The sequence below is a fragment of the Enterococcus sp. AZ128 genome (assembly GCF_051714485.1).
In the GTDB taxonomy this organism is placed as follows: Bacteria; Bacillota; Bacilli; order Lactobacillales; family Enterococcaceae; genus Enterococcus_A.
This window is the reverse complement of record NZ_JBIORZ010000002.1, coordinates 828,704-855,046: the sequence shown is the minus strand read 5'-3', so window position 1 is coordinate 855,046 and position 26,343 is coordinate 828,704. Positions and strand designations below refer to the sequence as shown.

The 26,343-nt window shown below is 41.4% G+C and carries 18 protein-coding genes; 4 read left to right on the top strand and 14 right to left on the bottom strand.

Going from position 1 to position 26,343, the window contains the following annotated elements:
- Window positions 1–5 precede the first annotated feature (5 nt).
- The 6 genes from IGI38_RS15890 to IGI38_RS15865 form a co-directional block, all read right to left on the bottom strand.
- Window positions 6–2,627 (bottom strand): glycoside hydrolase family 38 C-terminal domain-containing protein, encoded by a 2,622-nt coding sequence (locus IGI38_RS15890; protein ID WP_438732370.1) that lies wholly within the window; start codon window positions 2,625–2,627, stop codon window positions 6–8.
- A 48-nt stretch (window positions 2,628–2,675) separates the two neighbouring features.
- Window positions 2,676–3,134 carry a PTS sugar transporter subunit IIA gene (locus IGI38_RS15885; protein WP_438732368.1) on the bottom strand — a complete coding sequence of 153 codons (459 nt, stop codon included), beginning with the start codon at window positions 3,132–3,134 and terminating at the stop codon, window positions 2,676–2,678.
- Window positions 3,135–3,148: 14 nt separating this feature from the next.
- A complete protein-coding gene (locus tag IGI38_RS15880) occupies window positions 3,149–4,672 on the bottom strand; it encodes a PTS fructose transporter subunit IIC (RefSeq protein WP_438732366.1) in 1,524 nt (507 codons plus the stop codon).
- Between the two features lie 544 nt (window positions 4,673–5,216).
- A complete protein-coding gene (locus IGI38_RS15875) occupies window positions 5,217–6,359 on the bottom strand; it encodes a hypothetical protein (RefSeq protein WP_438732364.1) in 1,143 nt (380 codons plus the stop codon).
- A gap of 326 nt (window positions 6,360–6,685) precedes the next feature.
- Window positions 6,686–8,902, bottom strand: a complete 2,217-nt coding sequence (locus IGI38_RS15870) for a beta-L-arabinofuranosidase domain-containing protein (protein WP_438732362.1) — start codon at window positions 8,900–8,902, stop codon at window positions 6,686–6,688.
- Entirely contained in the window at window positions 8,903–10,168 is a 1,266-nt protein-coding gene (locus tag IGI38_RS15865; protein ID WP_438732361.1) for a dicarboxylate/amino acid:cation symporter, read from the bottom strand. It lies immediately after the preceding gene.
- Between the two features lie 214 nt (window positions 10,169–10,382).
- Here IGI38_RS15865 and IGI38_RS15860 point away from each other — a divergent pair, with 214 nt between their 5' ends.
- A complete protein-coding gene (locus IGI38_RS15860; protein WP_438732360.1) occupies window positions 10,383–11,282 on the top strand; it encodes a helix-turn-helix domain-containing protein in 900 nt (299 codons plus the stop codon).
- A gap of 55 nt (window positions 11,283–11,337) precedes the next feature.
- Here the strand turns inward: IGI38_RS15860 and IGI38_RS15855 are convergent, their stop codons facing one another.
- From IGI38_RS15855 to chvE, 4 genes are all read right to left on the bottom strand, one after another.
- Window positions 11,338–11,673, bottom strand: coding sequence for a PTS sugar transporter subunit IIB (locus IGI38_RS15855; RefSeq protein ID WP_438732358.1), 336 nt, complete (start codon window positions 11,671–11,673; stop codon window positions 11,338–11,340).
- A gap of 12 nt (window positions 11,674–11,685) precedes the next feature.
- Window positions 11,686–12,891, bottom strand: a complete 1,206-nt coding sequence (gene mmsB, locus IGI38_RS15850) for a multiple monosaccharide ABC transporter permease (protein WP_438732356.1) — start codon at window positions 12,889–12,891, stop codon at window positions 11,686–11,688.
- Window positions 12,891–14,423 (bottom strand): multiple monosaccharide ABC transporter ATP-binding protein, encoded by a 1,533-nt coding sequence (mmsA, locus tag IGI38_RS15845; protein ID WP_438732354.1) that lies wholly within the window; start codon window positions 14,421–14,423, stop codon window positions 12,891–12,893. The genes mmsB and mmsA overlap by 1 nt, the downstream gene beginning before the upstream one ends.
- Window positions 14,424–14,485: 62 nt before the next feature.
- Window positions 14,486–15,574, bottom strand: a complete 1,089-nt coding sequence (chvE, locus tag IGI38_RS15840) for a multiple monosaccharide ABC transporter substrate-binding protein (RefSeq protein WP_438732353.1) — start codon at window positions 15,572–15,574, stop codon at window positions 14,486–14,488.
- 221 nt (window positions 15,575–15,795) lie between these two features.
- Here chvE and IGI38_RS15835 point away from each other — a divergent pair, with 221 nt between their 5' ends.
- Genes IGI38_RS15835 through IGI38_RS15825 form a run of 3 tightly spaced genes read left to right on the top strand, consistent with a single transcriptional unit; the run spans window position 15,796 to window position 19,745 of the window.
- Window positions 15,796–16,761 (top strand): ABC transporter substrate-binding protein, encoded by a 966-nt coding sequence (locus IGI38_RS15835; RefSeq protein ID WP_438732351.1) that lies wholly within the window; start codon window positions 15,796–15,798, stop codon window positions 16,759–16,761.
- Between the two features lie 10 nt (window positions 16,762–16,771).
- On the top strand, window positions 16,772–18,217 hold the full coding sequence (locus IGI38_RS15830; protein ID WP_438732349.1) for a sensor histidine kinase: 1,446 nt from the start codon (window positions 16,772–16,774) through the stop codon (window positions 18,215–18,217).
- Window positions 18,210–19,745, top strand: a complete 1,536-nt coding sequence (locus IGI38_RS15825) for a helix-turn-helix domain-containing protein (RefSeq protein WP_438732348.1) — start codon at window positions 18,210–18,212, stop codon at window positions 19,743–19,745. Before IGI38_RS15830 ends, IGI38_RS15825 begins: the two co-directional genes overlap by 8 nt.
- A 54-nt stretch (window positions 19,746–19,799) precedes the next feature.
- Here IGI38_RS15825 and IGI38_RS15820 read toward each other — a convergent pair whose 3' ends face one another.
- From IGI38_RS15820 to IGI38_RS15805, 4 genes are all read right to left on the bottom strand, one after another.
- Window positions 19,800–22,184, bottom strand: a complete 2,385-nt coding sequence (locus IGI38_RS15820; RefSeq protein WP_438732346.1) for a phosphoketolase family protein — start codon at window positions 22,182–22,184, stop codon at window positions 19,800–19,802.
- A 160-nt stretch (window positions 22,185–22,344) separates the two neighbouring features.
- Entirely contained in the window at window positions 22,345–23,769 is a 1,425-nt protein-coding gene (gene araA, locus IGI38_RS15815; protein ID WP_438732345.1) for an L-arabinose isomerase, read from the bottom strand.
- 182 nt (window positions 23,770–23,951) lie between these two features.
- Window positions 23,952–24,650: an L-ribulose-5-phosphate 4-epimerase gene (locus IGI38_RS15810; protein WP_438732343.1), complete on the bottom strand. Its 699-nt coding sequence runs from the start codon at window positions 24,648–24,650 to the stop codon at window positions 23,952–23,954.
- 14 nt (window positions 24,651–24,664) lie between these two features.
- Window positions 24,665–26,257, bottom strand: a complete 1,593-nt coding sequence (locus tag IGI38_RS15805) for a xylulokinase (RefSeq protein ID WP_438733391.1) — start codon at window positions 26,255–26,257, stop codon at window positions 24,665–24,667.
- Window positions 26,258–26,343: the final 86 nt, after the last annotated feature.

Here is a 26,343-nt window from a genome sequence, read left to right as displayed (position 1 = left end):
TCTCCTCAATCAACGATATGGATCGTTTTTATTTCTCCTGGTTTAAAGGTTCCTAGAGGAATAGTATCATTTTTTTCTGTTGAAGAAACAGCATTACCCTTGAGATCGACAAATGTATAGCTCATGTCACACGCTCCCTTAATCGTTCCACCATCGACTTTTTGACAGAAATCCGGATTATATACGCGAATATCAAAACCTGATTCGTCTTTGGTTTTTACTAATGAACTGAAGACCAACGTACTGCTGTTAAAGGTTATCCCTTCTTGTGTGGTCACTTTGTCCTTTAATGGATTCGATACAAAATATTTAAGCGTTGTCGTAAAGCGATTCATTTCTTGGATCTGATAGTATGGGCTGCTGATTGCATAATCCAAGTAGTCCTTGGCTAGCTGCGCCGGCTCAAAATCTTTATCTAACTGAAGTGAAAATTTGAAGGTCATTTCTTTCTGTAATTGACTATCCGGCGTCGGAATATACTTGAATTCATTTCCTGAAGCCACTCCCGGACGTCTAAGCAAATCCGGACGGCCAAGATAACCTACCGAGCGAAACAGAGTCAAAGCGATCGTTTGGAATTTTTCTCCGACAAATTGATATTCTTTGATCCCTTTACTGAAAACCGTCCAGCTGGATCCCGAATCATGGCTGTTAACATATGTCAGCATTGGGAAGATCGCAGTGGGTTCTTCGCGCCAGCCCAATTCTTTCCAATCATCAATGTGGCGATCCTCGACGGCTCTTTTTATCGTACCGAAAGGAGTATCTGTATAAGAAAACGCATTGTTATTGGGCGTAGCAATCAGCATCCTCATCCGATGATCACAGGCCTGATTATCGACCTTCAAATGAAATTGGATCTGACGACTTCCCTTCAATAGACCAATCGTCAGTTCATACGGGATTGCTTGTGTTCTTTTTTCCGCCTCACGTTCTTTGATATCTTTGGCGATTTTCCACTTTCCGGTAAACATAAAATTGGCCATTAACGTGTTATGGGTCATGGTACAAGTTGCTCCGTCTAAGTTCAACCGATACTTGTGATCCTTATACGGAGGCGAATAATCATAAGTGTCCCCTTCATCACCGCTATCTTCAAATGCTAAAAAGTTCTTGTAGACCGTCCCTTCTTTGCGATCGGTTAAAGACAATTCTCCTGCTTCAAACGTAATTTGATAATAATTATTTTCAATTGAAAAGACAGATGTTTCAGTTAACGGTTCGTCAGTGATTGCTTGGCTTTCTTCAACTACTTGATATGTCACGAAGTTAAGAGCAGGAATTTCTACTTCAACTAATAATTCATGGACGAAATAGAAACTGGCCGGATCTTCATCCGCCTTTTCTCGACGAATCGATCCGGAAAACTCCTTTCGAGTGCTCACTCGTTCAAAAGGAATCGTGAGCCCATCCTTTTCAAGTGAAATAGCCGCAAAAGGTGTAGACACTTCACATTTCATTACTTTTTTGTTCTTCCACGGCAGTGTATTAAAAATTGTCAGTTCACCTTCAGATAGATTCATTCGTGATTCAGAAATTTTTCTAGTCAGATAATCAACCAATGAATAGGACAGCTGATCCGCCTCGACAAAACGATCTGTAATAATCTGATTTGTTTTGTCACTATTGCATCCGCCGGCGGAATCATGTGTATGATTTTTATTCAGCAGCTTCCAGATCCGATCGAGTAATCCCTTTTTATAAGGTATCCCGCATTTTTCTGCCATCACCATTAATGGCTCCACTTGATAAATCATCCGACGTTCCACTTTATCATTTAAGTATTTATGGTCGTAGCGAGAAGAATAAATGGAGCGATGGATCTTTGAAACAGAGCTGGAGATAAATTCTCCAGCTACCGTTGGAAGCTCATTTCCCTTGATCGCTTCAAAAAACAGCTCATAATTGCTTTCTACCAGCTCTGTATCTGGCAGTGCTTGGTTATACAGCGCCATACGTTTACGTAAATTGAAATCAATGTACCGTTGATCTCCGCCAACTGGCAAAACGAGGTCATCGCCGGTGGCTCCATCAGAAATCGTATTGACTAATGCGTGTGCATCATCCGAATAAATCAATCCGACGCCCACAAAATAGCCATCTTTTATATTGGAAGTTAGAACACTTGAACCGTCCTCCGCATTCCAATAAAATTCACGTTCCGTCGTCACTTCATTTGGGACACCACGCCAAAAAACAGCCTGCTGAATGCCAAATCCATTGTAGATTTTCGGCATATCCTTGCTTTGCCCAAAAGAATCCGGTAAGTAGCCGATATTCATATAGCCTCCCAATGATTCCGCTAATTCCATACCTAGATTCAGATTTCTGACGATGGACTCCCCGCGAATGATCAACTCATCTGTTTGCGTATACCAAGGTCCGATAGCGAGTTTCCCGCCTTTGACTAAGTGCGTTAAACGCGCTTTCTGCTCTGGAAAGCTAGTTAAATAATCATCCAAAATACTCATCTGGCCATCCAGCAGATAATAATCAATTTGATGTTCCTCCAATGCCTGCATGACTTCATCCAAATGATAAGCCAGTTGAACAAAGGATTCATTTGTAGTGAAATACCATTCAAAATCCCAATGCGTGTGATGTATTACATGAACTTTTCTTTGCATAAATGCCATCCTACCTGTAAATTATAGTTTCCCGTGCAATTCTCTGAATCAACCATTAAACTCGATTTCATCAATGATCTCAGTCAACAATTCTGGATCGTCCTGCTCCAGAACACCCTCTCTAAAGTCCTTATCGATCAATTTTCGTGCAATCAAACTCAGTAGCTTTAAATGTTCTGTTGCTCCTTCTTCTGGAATAGTCAAACCAAAGGCCACTTTTACCGGCTTCTGATCTAGTGCATTCCATGGGATCTCCTGCTTAAACTTGATCAAAAACAATCCCGGTTTCTTATTTACGTTGCTTTTGCAATGAGGGATTGCGATATGATCCTTAAATCCTGTTGTCGCTTCCTGTTCCCGGGCTTTCAGCCCTTCAAAATAAGCTTGTTCGTCAGACACAAAGCCTGAATCGCAAGCAAATTTTGCGATACTTTTGAACGCTTCTTCTTGAGTTGCCGCTGTTTCATCAAATAATATATGGTCTCGATTAAATACTTCTTTATTCATTTTTCTCTACCTGCCTATTCGTTTACTGTTTCCATCAAATGTTCTTGCTCTTCTTGTTCAACAGCGAGCTCCTCCACTGCTTGTTTTCGAGTAAATCCGATTAACAGAGCTGTTGTCAAAATCCCCGCACTTACACATAAAATCCAGGTAATAAAAGGGATCGGCTGTTCAATATAGCCAATAAAGGTTCCTAATGGCGAACCGATTCCACCATAAAATTTACACCCTGTTGCGGCCGCTAATCCACCTGCAACAGCTGAGCCAACTACGTTAGAAAAAATCATTCTGATCGGGTCCGCCGCTACAAAAGGAATGGCGCCTTCAGTTACTCCTACGATTCCCATCCCAAAAGCTGCACTGGCTGCGATTTTCTCATTCTTAGAGAATTTCTTTTTGAACAAGATCGTCGCCAGCCAAACACCTAATGGTGCAACTGAGATTGCCGCTTGCGTAGCAGTTCCAGGAACGAAATTCGCACCATCAATGCCATATTTGGTCAATGTATCAGTAAAAATCGCCGTCCCAAAAACCAGCGCTGTTTTATTGATCGGTCCGCCCAAATCAAATCCGATCATCGCTCCACAGATTGCTCCGATCAAAATCGGTGCTCCTGCATAGTTATTGTTCAGGTTCGTTAACCCTTGATACATCGCGTCCATCCCAATAGCGATCGGATTTCCAATAATATAAAGAACGATCAACGTGATAATTGCTGTCGCGATAAATGGAATAATCATGATCGGTACAATCGGAACCAATAGTCTTGGCCATTTTATTTTCTTCAAACCCTTAACAAGGTAACCAACGATGAAGGCGACGATAATCGCACCGATAAAACCACCGCCAGCTTCTGTATTAAGAAACTCCGGATCATTTACGAGATACGCACCGATCATCGCTGGAGCAATCGCTGGTTTGTCAGCAATCGAGTTCGCTACAAAACCAGCGAACAATGGAATCATCAATTTGAAACCGATTTGGCCAACGTAAAACAGTTTAGACATCAAGAAGCCCATTTGGGTTTTATTATCAAAGCCCCAATTAACGATTCGACCTAGATCGTCTTTTTGAAACGCATACAAATTGGCAATCGTTAAAATCAAACCCGCCGCAATAACCATTGGAACCATGTAAGAAATCCCGCTCATGATATGGGTGAAGAAATTGACCTTCTCTTTATCATTTCCTATTTGAATCTTTCCAACCTTCGATCCCTTTTTTCCGAAAACCTGTGCTTCCTCAAACGCTTGATTGATCAATGCTTCTGAATCTTCGATCGCTGGAATCGATTTCGTTACAAAAAGCCGCTTACCGGTAAAACGGATTGGATCGATTTTGATATCAGATGCAACAATAACTACATCAGCTTGTTCAATGTCCTCCGCCGTCAACACATTCTCGGCACCAATCGCACCATTCGTCTCGACCTTAATCCCATACTCCATTCTTTTAGCCGCCTGCTCAAGTGACTCCGCAGCCATATAAGTATGCGCGATCCCCGCTGCACAAGCTGTCACAGCAACAATTTTTCTTTCCATTCGATGAACCCCCATCTATTTATTTTCAATATGAAGATTAACTGATTATTAATTACAATTAAAGCGTTTTCGACCGTTTGGGTACTAGTACCAGTATTCAGATTATTATTGAGATTTATTTCATATAATTATTCCTTCGTTAAAACAAAAAAAACAGTATGACTCCTTCACAGTATCGCGAAGAAAACTCCCATACCAATCTAAACCAGTATGATGGATCCGATATCTCCTCTACCCAAACAATTGGGCAACGAAGCCCTAAAACAACTGCTTCATGGAATTCTTTTCGATAATCATGATTAAGGGCAATTGCCTATTAACAGGAGAAAAACAATTTGATCCTTTTCATTTTCTATCTATTTTCTTAAATCCACGACAAATAGCCTGGCAGTGTGCTACTGCCAGGCTTTGATTACCTATCAAACTATTATTGGATGAAACATACTGACGCGTCTTAATAAAAGCTCTTCCTCCAGTCATTAAAACCTGTCGGAGGCCCTCTTAAAAATACTGCCAAGAATTACTTTAGGATTCACACAAGAATCTATTTCTTCTTTTTCTTCTTATTCGTAGTATTCATTTTCCTCTTATCTTTTTTTCGATCCTTTTTCCGGTTCTTCTTATTCTTCGGATCTTTCCTTTTCTCATTTTCAAGACGCTTTCCACTTTTCAGCTGACGGTTCTCGGACTCCTCTGAAAATAAGGAGCGGACAACGGACTTCTTCCCTTGTTTAGGTGGTTCTTTAGTGACAGAAGCCACTGATGAGACTGCCTGATTCAGCTTCTGATTGAGAGTCTCCACTATGGGCGGCTGGCCTATATCTTGTTCTAGCTCCTGCCCAGAGTCGTCCTCTTGAAGCAGTTGGAGGTCTGTCAACATCGCCCCTTCCGGCAACTGTTCCTCAACAATCTTTCGCAGCTCTTCTCTGCTCAGCTTTTCCAATTCTGCATCTGAAGGCAAAGTAATTTCCATTGCTTGTTTATCCTCGTTGGCTGCAGACTGCACGATATCCTTTTCTTTTGGTGCTGTAGCGTTCTTTTCATCCTTCTGTGTCGCTTTTTTCGTTGATCTTTTCTTCTCAAAAAGTGAGCGGCGAGTACAATCCATTAGGTCTGAGTTTACTAGCTCGACAAAAAGACCGGTCCCCTCCTTTTCAAAAACCGTCAAGGTGGTGATCAGCTCTAAAACAGCCTGCCACTTCTCGTTAGAAATATTCGGATCGGCATCACGCAGACTCCATGTATGGGTTTTTCCATCTTCTTTTAAGAAAACGGATACAAATTTGTATTGCTTAGTTTCTAGTTCCTCGATGGGTGTTGTCTTCTCTAATATGAACTTTTTATAATGATAAAGGGCTTCATCGAAGGCAAGATAGTCCTTCTTACGTTTATAGACACGCGCAATTACTGTGTTCCAGTCACCGCTGTTAAAGTAGTTTTTAAAGAAAGGAGCTAGGCTGCGCATCGTATCATCCGGTTCAGACTGTAACAAAATCTCCTGAACGATCGCTTCCAACATGCCCGAAAAATCGTTTACTGACAACGCGTTCCGCAACAACAGCGCAAACACATATTGCAGCACCGATGCCGCATCCTTAGTTTCTTCATAGTATTGTCCAATTCTTTTTTCTACTGAAGTTCTTTTCATTCCAAAAATTTGACGACTCGTTAATTTTTCAACTGACATGCGATCTGCTCCTCACTAATTTTAAATGATTATCATTCTTTCCTAAATGCTTCTCTAAAATCAATATACGCTAAACACAATTAAAAATTAATCATTTGTCGTAAAAAACAAAACTCAAAACTTTATATTATTTGTTTAAAAAAGAATCTAAATGAACAAGTAGCTCGCCTCAGCCCGCGCCCTGCCTGGTTTTGTCTAATCATTTTAATGGGAGTAAAACCAAATGAACCTGTTAAAAAGGCTGATTACATCAACTTTTGGACACCACTAATTTATAACTCCTTCAATATAAAAAAAGAAGAAGCACTCGGCTTCTTCTTTTCGTCCTAACGTAACTTCACGTACAAATGATAGTGCTCACGATTGATTTGATTTATCGGCAATAGCTGATATTTTTTTAATTGATAGCCTTCTGTCGTCTTAGTTAATTCTTCTAGTTCAGCCGAATCCACAGAGATAAATGCTTTTTCTGTTGATTTAATTGCTAAAATATCTTTACCATAAGAGATTGATGCTAAATTTGGATCATCATTAGCAACGATTAGTCTAATTTTCGGCTGATAAGTAATCCGAATTTCTTCGTCTTGTTCAGTTAGCTCAAATTCGAGATAGCCAGTCGTTATCGCAGGTGACGCTTGTTGCCCGTTAACCGTAATGGAATCAAACACTGCCCATTCTGGGATACGAATATTTAATTTGAAGGCGTGGCGGCTTTTCCATTTTAGTGCGATTTCGTTTTCTGAGATTGTTTGAGAAAACATCGTCTCCTTTTCTGCCCAATTTACTTTACTTGGATAAAAGAGATTTACATACATAGCGTCCTCAGAAAAAGCGTAAATATCTTTTTGAAACCGCAATAGGCTTTCTAAGCCTGTTCCGTGACAACAAGTATTTTCTTCGGTATCAAACTGTTTTTGCGCACCAGGAGCGGTTGGCATGAAATACGTCGTTCCGCCATCACACTCATGGCTTTCTGCCGCCAGCAAATGATTATGCAAGACATTTTCATAGTAATCGAAGTATTTCGCTTCAGGCGATAAATCGTAAAGCTTTCTAGTTAGCTTCAAAAGGTTATAGCTTGCACAGCTTTCCGCTGATTTCGTGGTCAAAAAATTGGCGATTGCATCCGAAGCTTTAAACATTTCTGTTTCACCAACACCACCGATGGAATAAGCGTGGCGGCGGGTAGCCAGCTTCCAGAAATTTTGTGCGATTTCTAAATATCGCTTATCTCCAGTCTCTTCATAGATATCTAAAGCCCCAATAATTTGAGGAATATGTTGATTGGCATGGACGCCATCAAGGGTATCAAAGTTTTCCTTCATCGGCACGAACAACTTGTCATTTTCAAACAACAAGGCAGCATCTAAATATCTGCTATCTTCAGTAAGATGATAAAGCCGCATCAGAGCAGAGATCATTCCTCCAAATTCACCCGCGATGTAGATGGACCACATTCGATTTAATTGGTTTGAATCGAGTTTCGATAGACGTTCATACGTCCAATCCCCTAATTTTTTCGCGATTTCCAGTGCTTGCTCTGATTCCGCGAACTCATAACAGTCTAAGCATCCCTGGAACAGTTTATCTAAGGTATAGTAGGGTGCCCAAATGGCAGGATACGTTGTATATATTTCCAACAGGTCGAACTGTTCTTCTGAATAGGCACTTAAGAAGCCCCTGTTCATTCCTGATCTTTCTAAAGCATTTTGACATTCGGATAGACTTGAAACCAAATAATCGATCTGTCTAAAGAAGATTTCTTCTTGAGTAGCATAAGCTGCTAATGCCAAGGCAGATAAATAGTGTCCTGTCGTGTGCCCTTTTAAATTGCATTCGGGTGCGTCCCAACCAGTCATTGGTTCCGCACCTTCTGTCGAAAGCTGTGCCGCCTCACGAAAGCTATACAATAATTGATCTAACGAAAGTCCTTTCAAATGATCAAGCTTCTTTTGTGTAGCTTCTTTAAGAATCGACTCTTCGGTCAGGAGCGTCGGCAATGACTTCGTGATTTTTTCAGGAGCTGCAGATGGTTCGTGAGTATCGATAATCTTTAAAAGGACCGTTTGACCGTTTTCTTTTACTTGCCCTCGTAGAACCTGTTCTTCTTTTGAACCATCTAGCTCGTCTAACCAAGAGACCTCAGCGGTCGTGTAGCTGCCATTGTCTAAAAGAACGGCACAAACGGTTGGCAAATGTTTCTTTGCATCCTTCAGCTCTAAACTCAGGTTTTCTGTTTTAATAATCTTTGTTTCGGGAACTTCTTCCAGAACAGTCGCGACATATGATTTTTGTTGGGTATCGTTATTCAGCTTCGCTGTGACCGTCAGCTCTACTTCGCGATTTCCCACGCCAAAGGTTGGTCGAGTCACTTTTCCACTATGGGAAATAAAAAGAATCTCATTAGATGACCAGGAAAAAACGGTTCCGCGTTTGCCTTTCTTAGGTAGCTCCAAGTCACAATCGACGGTTCCCAAATTGCCTAAATAAATTTCCTTTAGGTCTGCCTCTAATGCTTTATTTGCCGTTGCATTTGCTGTCATTTATACGCTCTCCTCCACTTGGCTTTCTACAATATCAAAATCCTTTTTTTCAAGGCGTTTTTCTGTTATCCAATTTTTCCCTTCTACTAACCGAGCGATAACCATTGAGATCGCTGGGTCGGAGGTTACATTGATCATCGTGCAAAATGGATCTGTCAGAGTTCCCATAATCACGATCAACGGCACTGCTTCCGTTGGAAATCCAAAGGCGGTACAAATAAATAATTCACCGATAAAACCGCCACTTGGGATCGTTCCTACGATAATTCCACTGATCACACCAACAAAGATCGCCATTCCCATCTCTTGAATTCCAAAATGTCGTTGATATATCGCGAATAAAAAAGCGATTTTCATGATTTGTACACTTACGACACCATTTTTATGGGTACTGCCGCCTAGAGGAATAACGATATCGCAAATATCCCGTGGAATCCCCATCTTTTCACTAGCAATCAGATTTACTGGAATACAGGCAGTGGAGCTGCAGGTCCCCATCGCAGTCGTCATAGGTAATGTAATATTTTTCCAGTAAGCCTTTAACCCTTCTTTTCCGCCACCCCAATAAGAATAAGCGGAGGAGGTAATAATGAAGAACAGAATACAAAATACAACATAGATGACTGACAGACGGGCAATCGACGAAACAACCTGGCCACCCATTTGACCGATCATCGAAGCAAAATAGCAGGCAATTCCGATTGGCGCTAGTTTCATGACCATCGCTACCATACCGCTAAATACATCCGTCATTCCATTTAAGAAATTTTTGATCATTGCGCCTTTTTCATTCAATAGACTCGTGCCAATGCCAAACATAATCGAGAAAATGATCAGCGCCAGCATGTTGTCTTTAGACAGCAGCATAGAGAAATCAGATACCGTAAACATGTTAACTAGGTTCAGCTCGGCCTTTAAATCCTCCGAGCTGCCGGGTAATTTAATTGGCTGCCCATTCGTCGTTGGAAAAATCGTCGTGGTCAATAATGCTAGTAAACAAGTAATGATCCCTGAAACGATCACGACGGCTAAGAAAATCAACAATATTTTCTTCAGCTTGCCGACATTTTCCATGTTCGCGATGGAACTGGAAATAGAGAAAAAGACAATCGGAACGATCAGACAGAAGACCAAATTAAGAAACACATCCGCGATGGGTTTCACAACGGTAGCTTGCTCCCCTAGCAAAAGTCCTCCTACTGCTCCTATAATTACTCCTAAAAGTAAAATAATAGAAAATCGATAATTGCTTAATACTTTTTTCATCAGAACGCCTCCTTGATTTGATGCCTTTATGGTAACGCATACATTTCACTGAATGAATGCAATAAACTCTGAATAAATTGTATATTATTAGACACTATTTTTGTATAATATAAATATATGATCATTTATTAAAAAATAGAAAAACTTCAAATATCAATAAAATCATGTTTTCACCCAGAACTGGAATATGATTTTATTCGAAAGGTGGGTTTGTATGTATTTAGAATTTATTTGTCCGCCAATGCCTCATTCAATTGTCGCAGGCCGTTCCATTTTTAGAGCGGGAGATATCCACGAACGGCGGGTTCTTACGGATATCTTTGATTTGATTCTGATTGAAAAGGGAACGCTTTATATGGAGGAAGACGACTATCAATACACCCTTAACGCCGGAGACTATTTAATTTTAGTACCAAATAAGAAACATCGCGGTTTTCGTCCTTGTTACGAGGAGACGCGTTTTGTTTGGATTCATTTTTCGGCCACGGGACCTTATCATCTAGAATATTCCAGTAAACAGCAAAAACGGAAACGGATGAATCGCAGAAAATACTATAAGAAAGACGAATTCTCCTTTTTCATCAACAGTCAAGGCCATTTGAACGCTCAACAAACCAGCCTCATTTTAGCGATTGTCGATCGTTTAGAGGAAGTAAAAATTGATAATCCGGCCCATGAAAAAGTCTTTTTTACGCCGAAAGTGGATGAATTTGAGGCGCAACGCCTGTTTTTATCCATCTTAGATGGAATTAGAACCCAGGAGTATTTAGCGACAGATTATGATGTTGCTTCGCAGATCTATTCTTATATTGAATCACATTCTAGTCAGCCTTTCTCATTAGACAACCTCGCGGATAAGTTCGCTTACCATAAATCCTATATCATTCAATTGATTAAAAAGCACTTTGATACAACGCCAGCTCAACTTCACAATAAATTTCGTTTAGAAAAAGCGCGGAATTTGTTGCTGAACACAACGATGAGTATCCAAGCAATCTCAGAAGAGCTGAGCTTTTACGATGCGGCTTATTTCAGCAAGCTGTTTAAAAAAGAATACCTCTCTTCTCCGAATGCTTACCGTAAAAATTTCTTGATCTCACATCAAAAAAAATAGAAACGCGATAGTTGCGCATGAAAGCTGCTTAACTATCGCGTTTTTCTTTTTCACTTTATGTTTCGTTACCAAATGTTGAAAGGATGTCCTTTAGCACTGCCTCTCCATCCAATGTTTCATAGTCTTCCTTCTTGATCATTTTATAGGTGACTGCTTTATAGTTCAAAAAATCTTTCAAACGATTGACTTCATATTCCGATTGAGGACCGATCATAAGGCCATCGATCGGTTGACTTTGAATCGCTTGTTCCGCGATAATCGCGGGAGCGGAGTACACACGAAGGGGAATATTCTGCTCATCCGCTGCTGTTTGAATGTTTTTTACTAGCAGACCTGAAGTGATCCCGGCAGTACAAATCAGTAAAATGCGTTTTTCTTTTTCATCCGTCATTCTGTCTACTCCTTAAGAGATTTTCCGTTTCTTATTATAAATATCCAACACAACTGCAAGGAGCAAGATCAGACCTTTGATTGCCTGCTGCCAGTCGACACCGACACCTAAGATCGACATCCCATTGTTCAAGACGCCCATTACTAGACCTCCGACGATCGCTCCAGTAATCGTACCGATACCGCCGGATGTAGATGCTCCACCGAAGTAAACAGAAGCCATCGCATCTAACTCTAATGAGGTTCCAGCTTGCGGTGTCGCTGCATTTAACCGAGCTGCTAGAATCAACCCTGCTAACGCCGCCATCATTCCCATATTTACAAAGACCCAGAAGGTGATTTTCTTCGTTTTGATCCCTGAGAGCTGTGCCGCTTTTAGATTTCCCCCAGTCGCATAGATTTGACGACCGGCAACGGTACTATTCGTCAAGAAGCCATAGACGCCCACGATCACACCTAAGATGATCAAAATAATCGGAAATCCTTGATACGCCGCAAAGATGTAACTCATCCCCAAAACAATACCGATAGTCAAAATAGATTTGAGTATAAAAGCGTTCATTGAAGGCACTTCGAATAAATTCTTTTTGCGTTTTTCCCGCGCCTTCCATTGAAAGAAGACCAGACCAACCGCTAACACTAAACCCAAGAGAAGAGTCAAAAAGTGCAGTCCGGAAGAAGAGACCATGATCTCAGGCAGATAACCGGTTGAGATTTTTTGAAAGGCTCTAGGAAACGGTGCTAAGGATTGGCCGCCGAGCACTACTTGTGTCAGACCTCGAAACATCAATAATCCTGCCAAAGTAACGATGAAGGCTGGAATTCCAACATACGCCACCCAGAAGCCTTGCCATGCACCGATCAACGCACCGATAGCCAGACAAACCGGCACAGCAATCCATGGACTTATGTGGTTATTGACCATCATCATCCCAGCAATTGCTCCGACAAAGGCCATGACCGATCCGACAGACAAATCAACAAAACCTAATAGAACTACTAACAGCATGCCCGCGGCTAAAACTAAAATATGGCTGTTTTGCAATACGATATTTGTGATATTTAACGGCCGCAGGAAAATACCTCCGGTCATCAATTGAAAAGCGATCAATAACGCGATCAAGATGATGACCATACTATACTTGCTAAAAATATCCAATAGCTTTTCTTTTAGATTAAGGGTACTTCTTTCTTTACTTTCCTTCGTTGCATTCTCCATTACAATACTGCCTCCTCTTCCATCGTCATCAAATTCATCAATGTCTCCTGATCCGCCTCAGCCCGCATGACTTCGCCGGTCATCGTTCCTTCATTCATCGTATAGATACGATCACACATTCCGATGATTTCCGACAGTTCTGATGAAATGATACAAACACATTTTCCTTGGGCCGCCATTTCTTCAATAATGGTATAAATCTCATACTTCGCACCCACATCGATTCCACGGGTCGGTTCATCTAAGAAAAGAACATCGGGCTCGGTCATCAGCCATTTTGCCAGCACGACTTTTTGCTGATTTCCGCCGCTTAGACTGCCAACATTTTGGAATACATTATTGGCCTTCGTTCGCATTTTCTTTCGGTATTCTTCTGCTTCGGTAACTTCCTTTTCTTTATCCAAAACACCACTCTTGCTTATTTTCCCAAGGCTGGCAATCGTTGTATTTTCACGAATATCCATCAATAAATTCAACCCTAGAGCCTTTCGATCTTCAGAAACATAGGCTAGACCATTATGTATGGCTTGTGAAACGTCCTTGATTTTGACTTCTTTGCCGTTCTTATAAATTTTCCCGCTGATGTTGCTGCCGTATGAATTGCCGAAGACACTCATAGCAAACTCCGTTCGACCTGCTCCCATCAACCCTGCGATACCTACGATTTCTCCCCGACGAATAGTAAAATTGATCTGGTTGTTCATTACTCGTGTTGTATCGATGGGATGATGAACCGTCCAATCCTTTACTTCAAAGAAAACTTCACCGATATTCGGATGCCGATCTGGGTAACGATTGGTAAGGTCTCGTCCAACCATCCCCTTGATGATCCGTTCTTCATTAATATCTTCGTTTTCCAACGTTTCAATGGTTTGACCATCACGTAAAATGGTGATTCGGTCGGCCACATCCACGATTTCATTCAATTTGTGGGAAATGATGATCGAGGTAACCCCTTGATTGCGAAATTCCTTGATCAATTCAAGCAGATTCGCGCTTTCCTCTTCATTTAACGCCGCGGTCGGTTCATCTAAAATAAGCAATCGAACATTTTTGGAAAAAGCCTTCGCGATCTCAACAAGCTGCTGATGCCCTACCCCGATCTGAGAAACTAACGTATTGGGATTGATTTTCAATCCGACGGTCTTTAATAAATTTTCTGTCTTTCGTTCGGTTAGGTTCCAGTCAATAATGCCGTGCTTGGTTTGTTCATTTCCTAAAAAAATATTTTCTTTGATGGACAAGTATGGGCTCAAGGCCAACTCCTGGTGAATAATAACGATCCCCTTATCCTCGCTGTCCCGCAGACCTTTAAACTGACAGGTCTCCCCGTCATAAATAATGTCTCCTGAATAATTGCCATAAGCATATAATCCGCTAAGAACATTCATCAACGTGGATTTGCCTGCGCCATTTTCCCCGCACAATGCATGGATCTCTCCTCGTTTAATGTTCAGATTGACGTCATCTAACGCACGAACACCGGAGAACTCCTTAATGATGTTCTTCATTTCCAAAATGTAATCGGCCATTTCTCCACTTCCTTATTAAGAGGATCAAGAAAAGCACGGATCGTACTTTTCTCGTCCCTGTTTTATTCACTCAAATCTTTTTCTTTATAATATTTCGTATCGATCAGCTCTTGCTTGTAGTTTTCTTTGTCCACAGACACAGGTTTTGCCAGATATGTTGGAACGATTTTTTCACCATTGTCGTAGGTTTCTTTGTCATTGACCGGCACTTTTTTATCGTCGTGGATTGCTTCGATCATTTCTACAGTGTTATCCGCCAAAATTCGAGTGTCTTTGAAGATTGTTTCAGTTTGATCACCTGCAATGATCGATTTCACACCAGCGATCGTCGCATCTTGGCCAGTGATAACAGGCAATGGTTTGTCTCCTGAGCTATAGCCGACACCTTTAAGAGAAGAAATGATTCCTAAACTAATCGGGTCATACGGTGACAAAACAGCATCCAACTTCTTATCTGTATAATTGGCACTCAATAGATTATCCATCCGTGATTGTGCTGTGGAGCCATCCCAGCGCAGCGTCGCAATTTGATTGAACTTTGTTTGACCAGAAGGTACCGTTAATTGTTTGCTGTCAAAGTAGGGCTTGAAGACGGACATGACGCCGTTATAATTGATTAGTGCATTGTTATCATCAGGTGATCCGCCAAATAATTCGATATTGTAAGGGCCTTCGCCATCCTTCAATCCTAATTTATCTTCAATATATGACGCTTGCAGGACTCCCACGCCAAAATTATCAAAGGTAGCGTAATAATCGACATATTTAGAATTCATCAATAAACGATCATACGCGATGACTTTGATATCCGATTGATGCGCTTTTTCTAGTACATCTGTTAAAGCCGATCCATCAATAGATGCAATGACCAAGGTATCCACGCCTTTAGTGATCATATTTTCAATTTGCGCAACTTGATTTTCGACCTTGTCTTCTCCATACTGCAAGTCTGTTTTGTAACCTTTCTTTTTCAGCTGCTTCACGATATTGTTCCCATCTGCGATCCACCGTTCAGCGGATTTTGTCGGCATAGAGACTCCGACATAGCCCTTATCCCCTCCAGAGGCATCTCCTTTTCCACATGCAGCTAATGTTGATAGTGCCACTAAAGAAATTGCGGCAACTAACATTTTTTTGAACCCTCGTTTCATATCTTTCCCTCCAAAACATATTTGATAGATTTAGTTTACGCTCTAAGGCAAACGCTTTCATTGATATTCTTTTTTACATTCTTGAAAAAATACGGGGATTTCTTTTTGAACAGCTATTTTCTTGAATTTCTTTTGTTGATTCTTGACTTTCTTTTGGAATCAACACGCATGTTAGAATAAAGGTTGGAAGCGCTATATAATAGAGAAAAAGGAGGGATCGAGTGAAAAAAGTCAAAATGATTCTTTTGCTTATCTTTTGTCTGTTACTTACTGGCTGTCAAAAAGAAGAGTCCGCTGAAAGACCAAAAGAGATCACGATCGGATTCGCACAAGCCGGGACAGAGAGCAACTGGCGAAAGGTCCAAAATAAATCCATTAAAGATGAACTTGAGAAACAGGATTATCAAGTGATGTATCGTAACAGTTTCTCTGACCCAAAGCAGCAGTTCCAAGATGTGATGACTTTCATCGCCTACCAAGTAGACCTAATCATCCTTTCCCCTATTCAAGAGATTGGGTGGGAGCCCATCTTAGAAGAAGCAAAAAAGGCAAAAATCCCGGTAATCATCGTTGATCGAAATATCGCTACAAACAAATCAGATCTCTTTTTGACTCACATCGGCTCCAGCTTCAAAGCTCAAGGTGGTCGAGCCGGTTTATATGTGACGAATCATTTCCAGAAAATAGAAAAAGAAACCATCAATGTTTTTGAGATCAAGGGCACAGAAAACACTTCCCCTACTCGACTTCGTCACGATGGTTTCGCGGAGACTGTTGGACGTGATCCCCGGATTCAAACAACCCAAGCAATTACTGGTGATTTTATTCGACTAAAGGCCAAGGAAGAGTTCTCTGAAGCGATTGAGGCAGGAAAGCTTGAAGCGATCGATGTCATCTACTCGCATAATGATGAAATGACTTTAGGCGCTCTTGATGCGTTACATGCGCACCAAATCGAAAATAAATTCGTCATCGTCAGTATTGATGCCCAAAAGGAAATGATCGATCTTTTAAAACAGCGTGAGGTTAATTGTGTCGTAGAATGCAACCCTTTCATGGGAGAGCTTGTCGCAAATACAGTGCGTCGATATTTTTCTGATGAAACCGTTTCAGCAGATATTTATGTTTCCGATACGGTTTTTTCAGATCAAAATTCGCTGTCAACGATCCCGCCGAGAAATTATTAGGAGGCGGCTGATGAAAAAACAAACGACTATCAAATCACTCCTGCAGCGTATCAGCTGGCTGATGCTGACCCTATCGATCGTTCCGTTGATCATTAGTGTTGTGATCTATACTCGCTACCTGTTCACCTACGAACGCAGTGTCGGGAACATTTCGGAAGCGAATCGCATCGCAAATGAAGTGGAAGAAAAAATCATGGAGGAAGCCTGGAGTCTTACCTATGGCCAACTCACCCCAACAGAATTCAAGAAGAGCAACAGTGTCAACCGAATAAAAAAAGAAATTGGTCAAATTAAGAAAAATACCCAGAGTACGCAAGAACGAGCGACCTTGAACATCGTGAACCGGTCCCTAGACAATGTAAACAATTATCTGGAGAAAATCCTTCATAATATTGAAACAGATGAGCCTTTTGAAGAAAATCAAGAACTGATGGTTCATGTCGAATCTGCGACCAATTTGGTCCATGATATTCTCCAAGACTTTGTCAACGTCGAGATCAAGCTGGCCGCCAGTCATAGTCAGCAAGTCCGGCATTCAATCATCATCTTATCCGTGATCGAAGGAGCGATCATCCTCACCATCATTCTTTTTACCAGAACTACGAACATGCGCTTGATCAAACAGATCCAGCAGCCGATGGACGAAATGATCAAAATGGCGGATGCTCTGTCAGATGGCAAGCTCAATTATCGAATCCACACACTTCCCGGCAACGAGCTGCAAAAATTGAGCACCAGCATGAACGATATGGCAGATAATTTAGTCGTTCTTTTGGAAGAAAATGCACTAAAGCAATATAACCTAGCTCAGAGCGAAGTCCGAGTCTTGCAAGCCCAGATCACGCCGCATTTCATCTATAATAGTTTGGATGCCATTTTAGTTTTAGCGGAAATGGGCGAGATTGAGAAGGTCAAAGAAATGACCTATGCCCTCTCCGACTTTTTTAGAATTTCCTTAAGCCAAGGACAGGATTGGATCCCCGTCGAAAAGGAAATCAAGCACATCAGCGATTATCTGATTATTTTACAAATACGGTACGGTGACGCCTTGACCTACTCTATCGAGATCGAAGAAAAAATTAAAAATTACTCCATGCTGAAAATGATTTTGCAGCCCTTGATCGAAAATGCGGTCTATCATGGAACGAAACTGGTAAGACGAACCGGAAAAATCATCGTACAAGCCTTTTTAGATGAACGGGATTACATCCATTTCTATATTATTGATAACGGAAAAGGGATTCCGCCGGAAAAACTGAGAGAAATCAATCTCGAATTAAGGAACGGTCTCGATACCGATTTCAAAGAAGGCTACGGGTTGTTTAATGTCAACAAACGGCTATTACTCTATTACGGAAAACAAGCAAAGATCGACATTACTAGTATCATAGACATAGGTACGACGGTACACGTGATTATCCCGACTATGCAAAAAGGAGTCTCAAAAAATGTATAAAGTCTTTATTGCTGAAGATGAACATCTCATTCGTGAATCGTTAAAACGAAATCTAATACAGCTTTCTGAAAAATTACCGATCGAGTTGGCGGGGGAAGCCGCAGATGGCGAAGTAGCGCTTGCTAAGATCCTAGAGGTCCAACCAGATATCCTGCTAACAGATATTCGGATGCCTTTCATGAATGGTATCGAACTTTCACAGGAAGTCAGACAACTATTACCGGATATTCAGATCATTTTTATCAGCGGCTTTGATGAATTTACCTATGCCAAGGCTGCGATTCACCTGCAAGTAGCTGAATATCTGCTGAAACCGATCAAGCTTGAAGAATTAACAGACAGCCTGAAAAAAGTTATCTCCCATTTGGAGCAAAGGGATCAGCCCGCCATAGTCGATACCTACTCTTTCGATGTACAAAAAAATCTATTTTTAAATACCCTGTTTGGAAATCAATCAACATTAGCAGAAGCGATCGAAGAAGCACGGCGGCTAAACAGACAAATCGCCGGGAAAAAGTTCATCGTGCTATTAGTCGCCAATCATATCAATAAAAATTTCGCTGACTATGAGCGGTTCAGAGAAAAAATGGCGGGGTTATTTGAAGAAGATGACAACTCGCTTTTTTCCTGTCTCTCATCTCGCTTCATCAAAATTCTGCTAATCCATACAGATGAAGAAGCGCTTTTGCGAAAAGTCGACCAGACCGCGTTAACACTCTATACCGAATTGAATACCACTGATGCCAAACTGGTCGTGGCTATCGGGAATCCTGTCGGTCGAATCAGTGAAATACAAAAAAGTTATGAGACGGCCAAAAATCTATTGGACTATTCGCTGATCCAGACAAAACATCCCATTCTCCACTATCAAGATGTGGATCAAAAAATGAACAAGTACAAGGGAGCAATCCAGTTAAAACAAAAAATCGATCAAATCAGCAACCAAAATATCCATGTACTGGTTGAAGAACTGTGTGAAAAAACCGATAAAGAAGAAAATCCGTTACTGTTTCGCCTGATTTTACTCAATGAATTAAATCAACTAGCTGAGGAAAAAAATACGCAAATCCAAGAAACCTTCACTACAGCATCGCCAACAAAAATATCGGCTATTCTCTCAGAGCCGCTGTTATTTCGAAATTATTTAAATCAAATCCTGAACTTTTTGAAAAAGAGCATCATCGATGAGAGCATGGGGCAATATCGCGATCTCTTGGATCAAGCAACCCTCTATATCAAGCAGAATTATTCTGATACGGACTTATCATTGGGCAGCGTTGCCAAGCATATCAATCTCAGCAGTTCGCATTTCAGTACGATCTTTTCACAAGCTCTCGGAAAAACCTTTATCGAATACCTCACCGAACAACGGCTAAAGAAAGCCAAGCAATTATTAAAAGACACTGATTGGAAGCTTTCGAATATCGCGTCAGAAATCGGCTACAATGACCCAAACTACTTTAGCTACCTCTTCAAAAGAAAGGAAGGCGTTTCGCCAAAGGACTATCGGAAAACAAAATCGCTGTAACTAAAAAACCTGCAAACACTCCCGAAGTATCGGACTGTTTGCAGGTTTCCTATCTTAACTAAAGTGATATTCTTTGCGTTTTAATTCTTCCCATTTCCAATTTTCAACTTCTGGAATATCTCGTCCTTCTGTCCGAATAAAGTCATGGTGTTTCGCTAGGGTTTGATCCATTTCAGCTGAGAATTCTTCCGCTTCTTTCGCATAAACCGCATTTGCTGCGTCTTGTGCCAAGTGGAAGCGATCCAATTCGCTGAAGACACGCATATCGAATGGTGTCGTGATATCGCCGTTTTCACGATAGCCGTGAATATGCAGGTTATGATTGTGACGATCGAAGAAGATATCACGAACCATACCTTCATAACCATGGAAAGCAAAGACGATTGGTTTGTCAGCAGTAAAGATCGCATCGAATTCTTCATCTGTTAAACCACGAGGATCGATATCCGGATGACGCAGTTTCAAAATATCGACCACATTAACAAAGCGAATCTTCAAATCAGGAAATTGATCATTTAAGATCGATACCGCTGCTAATGCTTCCAAGTTCGGCTCTGTTCCTGCTGCCGCGATCACTAAGTCAGGTTCTTCTCCGTTATCGGTACTTGCCCAGTCGATGACTTTCAAGCCTTTTTCAACTAATTCTTCGGCTTCATCCGCCGAATAGAATTGCGGACGTGGGTGTTTACTCGAAACGATTAAGTTGATTACTTGCTTGTCTTGCATCGCTTTGTCCATTACCGCCATTAAGCTATTCGCATCTGCTGGTAGATATTCACGAATAAATTCAGGTTTTTTTTCTGCCAAATGCGTTAATACACCTGGATCTTGATGGGTATAGCCATTATGGTCTTGTTGGAATACCGTTGACGTCGCAATCAAGTTCAATGCTGGATATTCCTTATGCCATGCATGAGCACTCGCTTTACGCATCCATTTGAAATGTTGAGTAAGCATAGAATCAACGACACGCAAGAAAGATTCGTAGCTGGCAAAGAAACCATGACGACCAGTCAATACATACCCTTCTAAAAATCCTTCAGCTTGATGCTCAGATAATTGTCCGTCGATCACACGACCGGCAGAAGATTGCCATTCGTCTGTACTGTTTTTTGGTTCCATCCACTGACGATCCGTTACTTCAAACACCTTGTTCAAGCGGTTTGATTTTGTTTCATCAGGACCAAAAATACGGAAGTTTGTTGGATTTTCTGTCACCATGTCACGGGCTTGCTGACCAAACACGATCATGTCTTGTGCCATTACAGCACCTGGAGTTGTCGTATCAATCGCATACTCTTTCCAGTTTGGCATTTTCATCGGTTTTGGATCGATCCCGCCATTTGTGATCGGGTTCATGGCCATACGGCGATCGCCTTTTGGTGAGATTTCTTTCAATTCATCAACGATTTTTCCGTTTTCATCGAATAATTCTTCTGGACGGTAGGATTTCAACCAGTCCACTAATTTATCCGCATGTTCCATATCTTCTGAACCAACTGGAATTGGCACTTGGTGTGCACGGAATGTCCCTTCTAATTGTTCGCCGTCCCATGTTTGCGGACCTGTCCAGCCTTTTGGTGTACGATATAAAATCACTGGCCATTGCGGCATTGCAGCATCTTCAGCCTTGCCTTTACGTGCTTCAGCTTGGATCGTTTTGATTTCTGTAATAACACTGTCTAGTGTTTCAGCCATTGCTGAATGTACTTTTTCTGGGTCATTTCCTTCTACAAAATAAGGTTTCCAACCCAATCCTTCAAAGTATTTTTGCAAATCTTCATCACTCTTACGAGAAAGAATTGTTGGGTTAGAAATTTTACCGCCGTTTAGATAAACGATTGGCAATACCGCCCCATCATTTACTGGATTAATAAACACGTTTGAGAACCAGCCGCCAGCAAGCGGGCCAGTTTCTGCTTCGCCGTCGCCGACAACGGTCGCAGCAATCACTTCCGGATTATCTAAAATCGCGCCTGTAGCATGTGACAACGCATAGCCTAGTTCGCCGCCTTCATGAATCGAACCAGGTGTTTCTGGTGCCGCATGAGAAGCGATTCCGCCTGGGAATGAGAACATTTTGCATAATTTTTTCAATCCGTCTTCATCTTCTGTGATTTCAGGATAAATCTCCGTGTAGCTTCCGTCGATGTATGAATTTGAAACCATTACTTGGCCACCATGGCCTGGTCCTTCAATGTAAAACATATTCAAATCATATTTATTGATTACACGATTTAAATGCGCGTATAGGAAATTTTGACCTGCAATCGTGCCCCAATGGCCGATTGGATGTGTCTTCACATCTTCTTTTTCAAGAGGTTTTCTTAATAGAGGATTGTCTTTTAAATACATTTGTGCGACTGAGATATAGTTGGCTGCACGCCACCAAGCATCGACTTTACCTAGGTACTCTTTTGAATCAAAATTGGTTGCCATTCGTAAAACTCCTTTTAGTCTTTTTTACTTTTATTATTTTAGTACAATATACCTTTAATTCTTTCAGAAGTAAATACCTTTTTGAAAATTAATAGTGATTTTTACTTTTATTCATTTAAAAAAATATTGGTCTGGAAATTCCAAACCAATATCTTCTGTTCTATTTGATCGTTACATACTCTAAATCCACGAGTTTTGCCCAAGTGATGATTTGTTCCGTTGTTAGATTCAATGACACCACCGTATGATGTCCGCCACCAATTTCGATCCATTTGCCCACGCCTTCATGGAAATTCGGTTTTACTTTCCAAAGCACACGTGCAACGGGTAATTTTGGTGCCTTCTCAGTTGGTTCAAACGCTTCGACTTCGTTGATCAATAGTTTATAATGCGTTCCAAAGTCTGCCATAGAGACAACAACTCCGTCTCCTGCTTTACCATCAAACACTAAACGAGCTGGATCTTCACGGTCGCCCATTGATAGTGGTGAGACAACGATTCTAGGTTTATTCACTGCCAACGTTGGATCGACTTCCATCATATGCGACTGCAGGATCGCTTCTTTTCCTGGAGCCAGTTCATAAGTGTAGTCCTCCATAAAGCCAGTATTTTGATTGTGAGCCATCACTTTCATCAAACGATCCAATGCCGCTGTTTTCCAGTCCCCTTCTCCAGCAAAGCCATAGCCTTCCGCCATCAAGCGTTGAACAGCTAATCCAGGCAACTGCTGCATGCCATATAGATCTTCAAAATTTGACGTGAAGGCAGTGTAGTTGCCCGCCTCTAAGAAACGACGAATCCCAATCTCTTGTTTCACCTGAACTTTGACCCGTGCTTCCCAAGTCTCGTGATCGTAATCCCCATAATCGAAATCATACAATTCTTTGTATTCAGCAAACAGAGTATCGACCTCTTCATCTTTGACAGCATCCACATATTGCACTAAATCGCCAATGCCAAAGTAATCAACCACCCAGCCAAATTGAATCTGCGCTTCGACTTTATCGCCTTCAGTTACTGCAACATTACGCATATTATCACCAAAACGTGCTACCTTGATCTCGAAGCTTTCATTGTAGGCTGCTGCAACATCCATCCAGTCAGCAATTTGCTTTTGTACTCTTTCAGCTTGCCAAAAGCCGACTACGATCTGATTTTGCTTTTTCAAACGAGCATTGATAAAGCCATATTCACGATCTCCATGAGCCGATTGATTCAAATTCATGAAGTCCATATCAATTGTTTCCCACGGAATACTTTCGTTGAATTGCGTTGCTAGATGAAGCAACGGTTTTTGCAATAATTTGGTTCCGCGAATCCACATTTTGGCTGGTGAGAAGGTATGCATCCAAGTAATAACACCCGCAACTTCATCACGATAATTGACCTCTTTCATAAGTTTCGTAATCGTGTCTGAAGTAACAGCTAATTCTTTTAGTACGATCGGATACTTCATTTTCCCGCTGTCATTTAGCCCCTTAACGATTGCTTCCGCATCAGATTTCACACTTTTTAACGCTTCTTCTCCGTATAAATGCTGCGATCCAACAACAAACCAAAATTCCTTTTTACTAACTTCTAACATAACTGTCCGCTCCTTTTTCATAATAGTGTATTTATTTTTCTTACAGAAAAATAAGTTTGATCTTCAAGCCGTATACCATCCAACTAGTTTATTTTCATATATTTCTGTTCAATACGTCCGGTACTTTTTCACTTAACAAACTGGCAAAAGTTGGACTGGCATCCTTTTTCTTAATAATGTATTTATCTTGTTTGCCCATAATAGGCATTTTTTCCATGTTTTCTTAAATAGTGTTTATCCAGAACTCGTTGCGGCAATTCCTCCGCGAAACTATTCAACTGCCGCGCAAATAAATTCATCTTCGCTACTTCATCCAAGACAACCGCGTTCATGACCGCGCTGTTGGCATCCCTACCCCACGTAAATGGCCCATGGCCATGCAGTAAAACCCCTGGAACTTCCATAACCGCAATTTCGCGTTCCTTAAAGGTCTCAATGATGACATTTCCTGTTTCATATTCGTACCCATCGTCGATTTCCTTTTGCGTTAAAAATCTCGCACATGGAACTGTGCCGTAAAAAGTATCAGCGTGCGTAGTTCCCATTGCCGGTAAATCAAGGCCCGCCTGCGCCCAAATTGTTGCCCAAGTAGAATGTGTATGACAAATGCCGCCAATTTCGGGATAGGCTTTATATAGAACCGCGTGGGTCGGTGTATCTGAAGAAGGTTTCAACTTTCCTTCAATCACCTGATTATCCAGATCAACAACGACCATGTCAGAAGCCTTCATCTCGTCATAGCTTACACCGCTAGGCTTGATCACAAAATAACCTGTTTCTTTATCGAAGGCACTGACATTTCCCCAGGTATATTTGATCAATCCTTGTTTTGGTAATGCCAAATTCGCTTGAAAAACCTCTTCTTTTAAGTGCTCTAACATTTAAAAATCGCTCCTTACTTCAATCCGTTAATTGCTTCTTTTTCGATCGGCAATCCTTTTGCATAACGTTTGATAAATTCGCTGTATCCCAGCAAGTCTTCCTCCAGCGGTTCAAGCGTCACGCCTTCACTTGCTGCAAATACCTTCTTTTCCAAAAATTCAGCTAATGAGTTGGTTTCCTTTTCTGCTTGATAAGCCGCTAGTAAGGCAATTCCCCAAGCGCCGCCTTCTCCAGCAGTTTCCATGACCGTGACAGGAGCCTCCATCGCAGCGGCTAAAATTCTTTGACCTACTTCTGGTGTTTTAAAAATACCGCCGTGCCCAACTAATTTATCGATCTGAATATTTTCCTTTTTCAAAATCTCCATTCCGATACGCATCGCACCAAAAGCACTGGAAAGATGCAGCCGCATGAAATTGGCTAAATCAAACCGACTTTCAGGTGTCCGGACAAATAATGGACGTCCTTCATTCATACCCGTGATATTTTCACCAGAATAATAGCCGTAAGAAAGCATCCCACCGCAATCCGGCGCTCCCTCCAACGCCTTTTCAAACAATGTTGTATAGAGTTTCTCACTGCTGACTTCCAAGCCCAACGCTTCCGAAAACTCCTTGAATAAATTGACCCAGGCATTGATCTCGGAGGAACAATTATTCGTATGAACCATTGCTACTAAATCCCCCATTGGCGTGGTCACTAAATCAATTTCAGGGTGAACATGCGCTAATTTTTCTTCCAAAACGATCATGGCAAATGCAGAGGTTCCAGCAGAAACATTCCCGGTTCTTTGTCGGACACTGTTAGTCGCAACCATCCCTGTTCCGGCATCTCCTTCTGGCGGACAAAGTGGAATTCCAGCCTGTAAAGTCCCCGTCGGATCTAATAAATACGCTCCTTCTTGAGTTAATAATCCAGCAGAATCACCTGCAAGCAAGACCTTCGGTAAAATCTGGCTTAACTCTTGTTTAAAAACTGTCCCTTGTGTCAAATCACTAAAAATCTGTAGCATTTGCTGATCATAACCCTTTATCTCTGTATCGATTGGGAACATTCCTGATGCATCCCCAACACCTAATACTTTTTGTCCGGTCATCTGCCAATGGATATAGCCTGCCAACGTAGTTAAAAAATGAATCCTGCTGACATGCTCCTCGTGATTCAAAATCGCTTGATACAGATGTGCTATACTCCAGCGTTGTGGAATATTGTAGCGGAAAGCTTCTGTTAATTTTTCTTCCGCTTCTGCTGTGATCGAGTTGCGCCAAGTTCTAAAAGGAACCAACAGCTCATCATTTTGGTCAAAAGCCATATACCCATGCATCATTGCGCTGAACCCGATCGAACCAATCGTTGTCAAAGTTTCTCCGTATTCTTCAAATACTTCTGTCGCCATTTTGCGATAGCTGACGCGTAAGCCCTTCCAAATATCCTCTAACGAATACGTCCAAATACCGTTTTCCAAGGTGTTCTCCCATTCGAAGCTGCCTGCAGCGATCGGGACCAGATCCGAACCGATCAAGACAGATTTGATACGAGTAGAACCAAACTCGATTCCTAACGCAGTCTTTCCATCCATGATGTCAAGCTTGGTTTTTGCGATCATTTCCTTCGTTTTGATAGGAACCTCCTCCTTCATTCTCCATTTGATACCGCTATCATACAATTTATGTACGTACATGTCAACGTAAA

Coding starts and splice junctions, on each gene's coding strand:
- IGI38_RS15890 (WP_438732370.1), bottom strand. CDS start 2,627: ATGCAAAGAAAAGTTCATGTAATACATCACACGCATTGGGATTTTGAA.
- IGI38_RS15865 (WP_438732361.1), bottom strand. CDS start 10,168: ATGAAAAAAGTATTAAGCAATTATCGATTTTCTATTATTTTACTTTTA.
- IGI38_RS15805 (WP_438733391.1), bottom strand. CDS start 26,257: ATGATCGCAAAAACCAAGCTTGACATCATGGATGGAAAGACTGCGTTA.
- IGI38_RS15880 (WP_438732366.1), bottom strand. CDS start 4,672: ATGGAAAGAAAAATTGTTGCTGTGACAGCTTGTGCAGCGGGGATCGCG.
- IGI38_RS15820 (WP_438732346.1), bottom strand. CDS start 22,184: ATGGCAACCAATTTTGATTCAAAAGAGTACCTAGGTAAAGTCGATGCT.
- IGI38_RS15830 (WP_438732349.1), top strand. CDS start 16,772: ATGAAAAAACAAACGACTATCAAATCACTCCTGCAGCGTATCAGCTGG.
- IGI38_RS15885 (WP_438732368.1), bottom strand. CDS start 3,134: ATGAATAAAGAAGTATTTAATCGAGACCATATATTATTTGATGAAACA.
- mmsA (WP_438732354.1), bottom strand. CDS start 14,423: ATGGCCGATTACATTTTGGAAATGAAGAACATCATTAAGGAGTTCTCC.
- chvE (WP_438732353.1), bottom strand. CDS start 15,574: ATGAAACGAGGGTTCAAAAAAATGTTAGTTGCCGCAATTTCTTTAGTG.
- IGI38_RS15855 (WP_438732358.1), bottom strand. CDS start 11,673: ATGACGGATGAAAAAGAAAAACGCATTTTACTGATTTGTACTGCCGGG.
- IGI38_RS15870 (WP_438732362.1), bottom strand. CDS start 8,902: ATGACAGCAAATGCAACGGCAAATAAAGCATTAGAGGCAGACCTAAAG.
- IGI38_RS15860 (WP_438732360.1), top strand. CDS start 10,383: ATGTATTTAGAATTTATTTGTCCGCCAATGCCTCATTCAATTGTCGCA.
- IGI38_RS15875 (WP_438732364.1), bottom strand. CDS start 6,359: ATGTCAGTTGAAAAATTAACGAGTCGTCAAATTTTTGGAATGAAAAGA.
- IGI38_RS15825 (WP_438732348.1), top strand. CDS start 18,210: ATGTATAAAGTCTTTATTGCTGAAGATGAACATCTCATTCGTGAATCG.
- IGI38_RS15810 (WP_438732343.1), bottom strand. CDS start 24,650: ATGTTAGAGCACTTAAAAGAAGAGGTTTTTCAAGCGAATTTGGCATTA.
- araA (WP_438732345.1), bottom strand. CDS start 23,769: ATGTTAGAAGTTAGTAAAAAGGAATTTTGGTTTGTTGTTGGATCGCAG.
- mmsB (WP_438732356.1), bottom strand. CDS start 12,891: ATGGAGAATGCAACGAAGGAAAGTAAAGAAAGAAGTACCCTTAATCTA.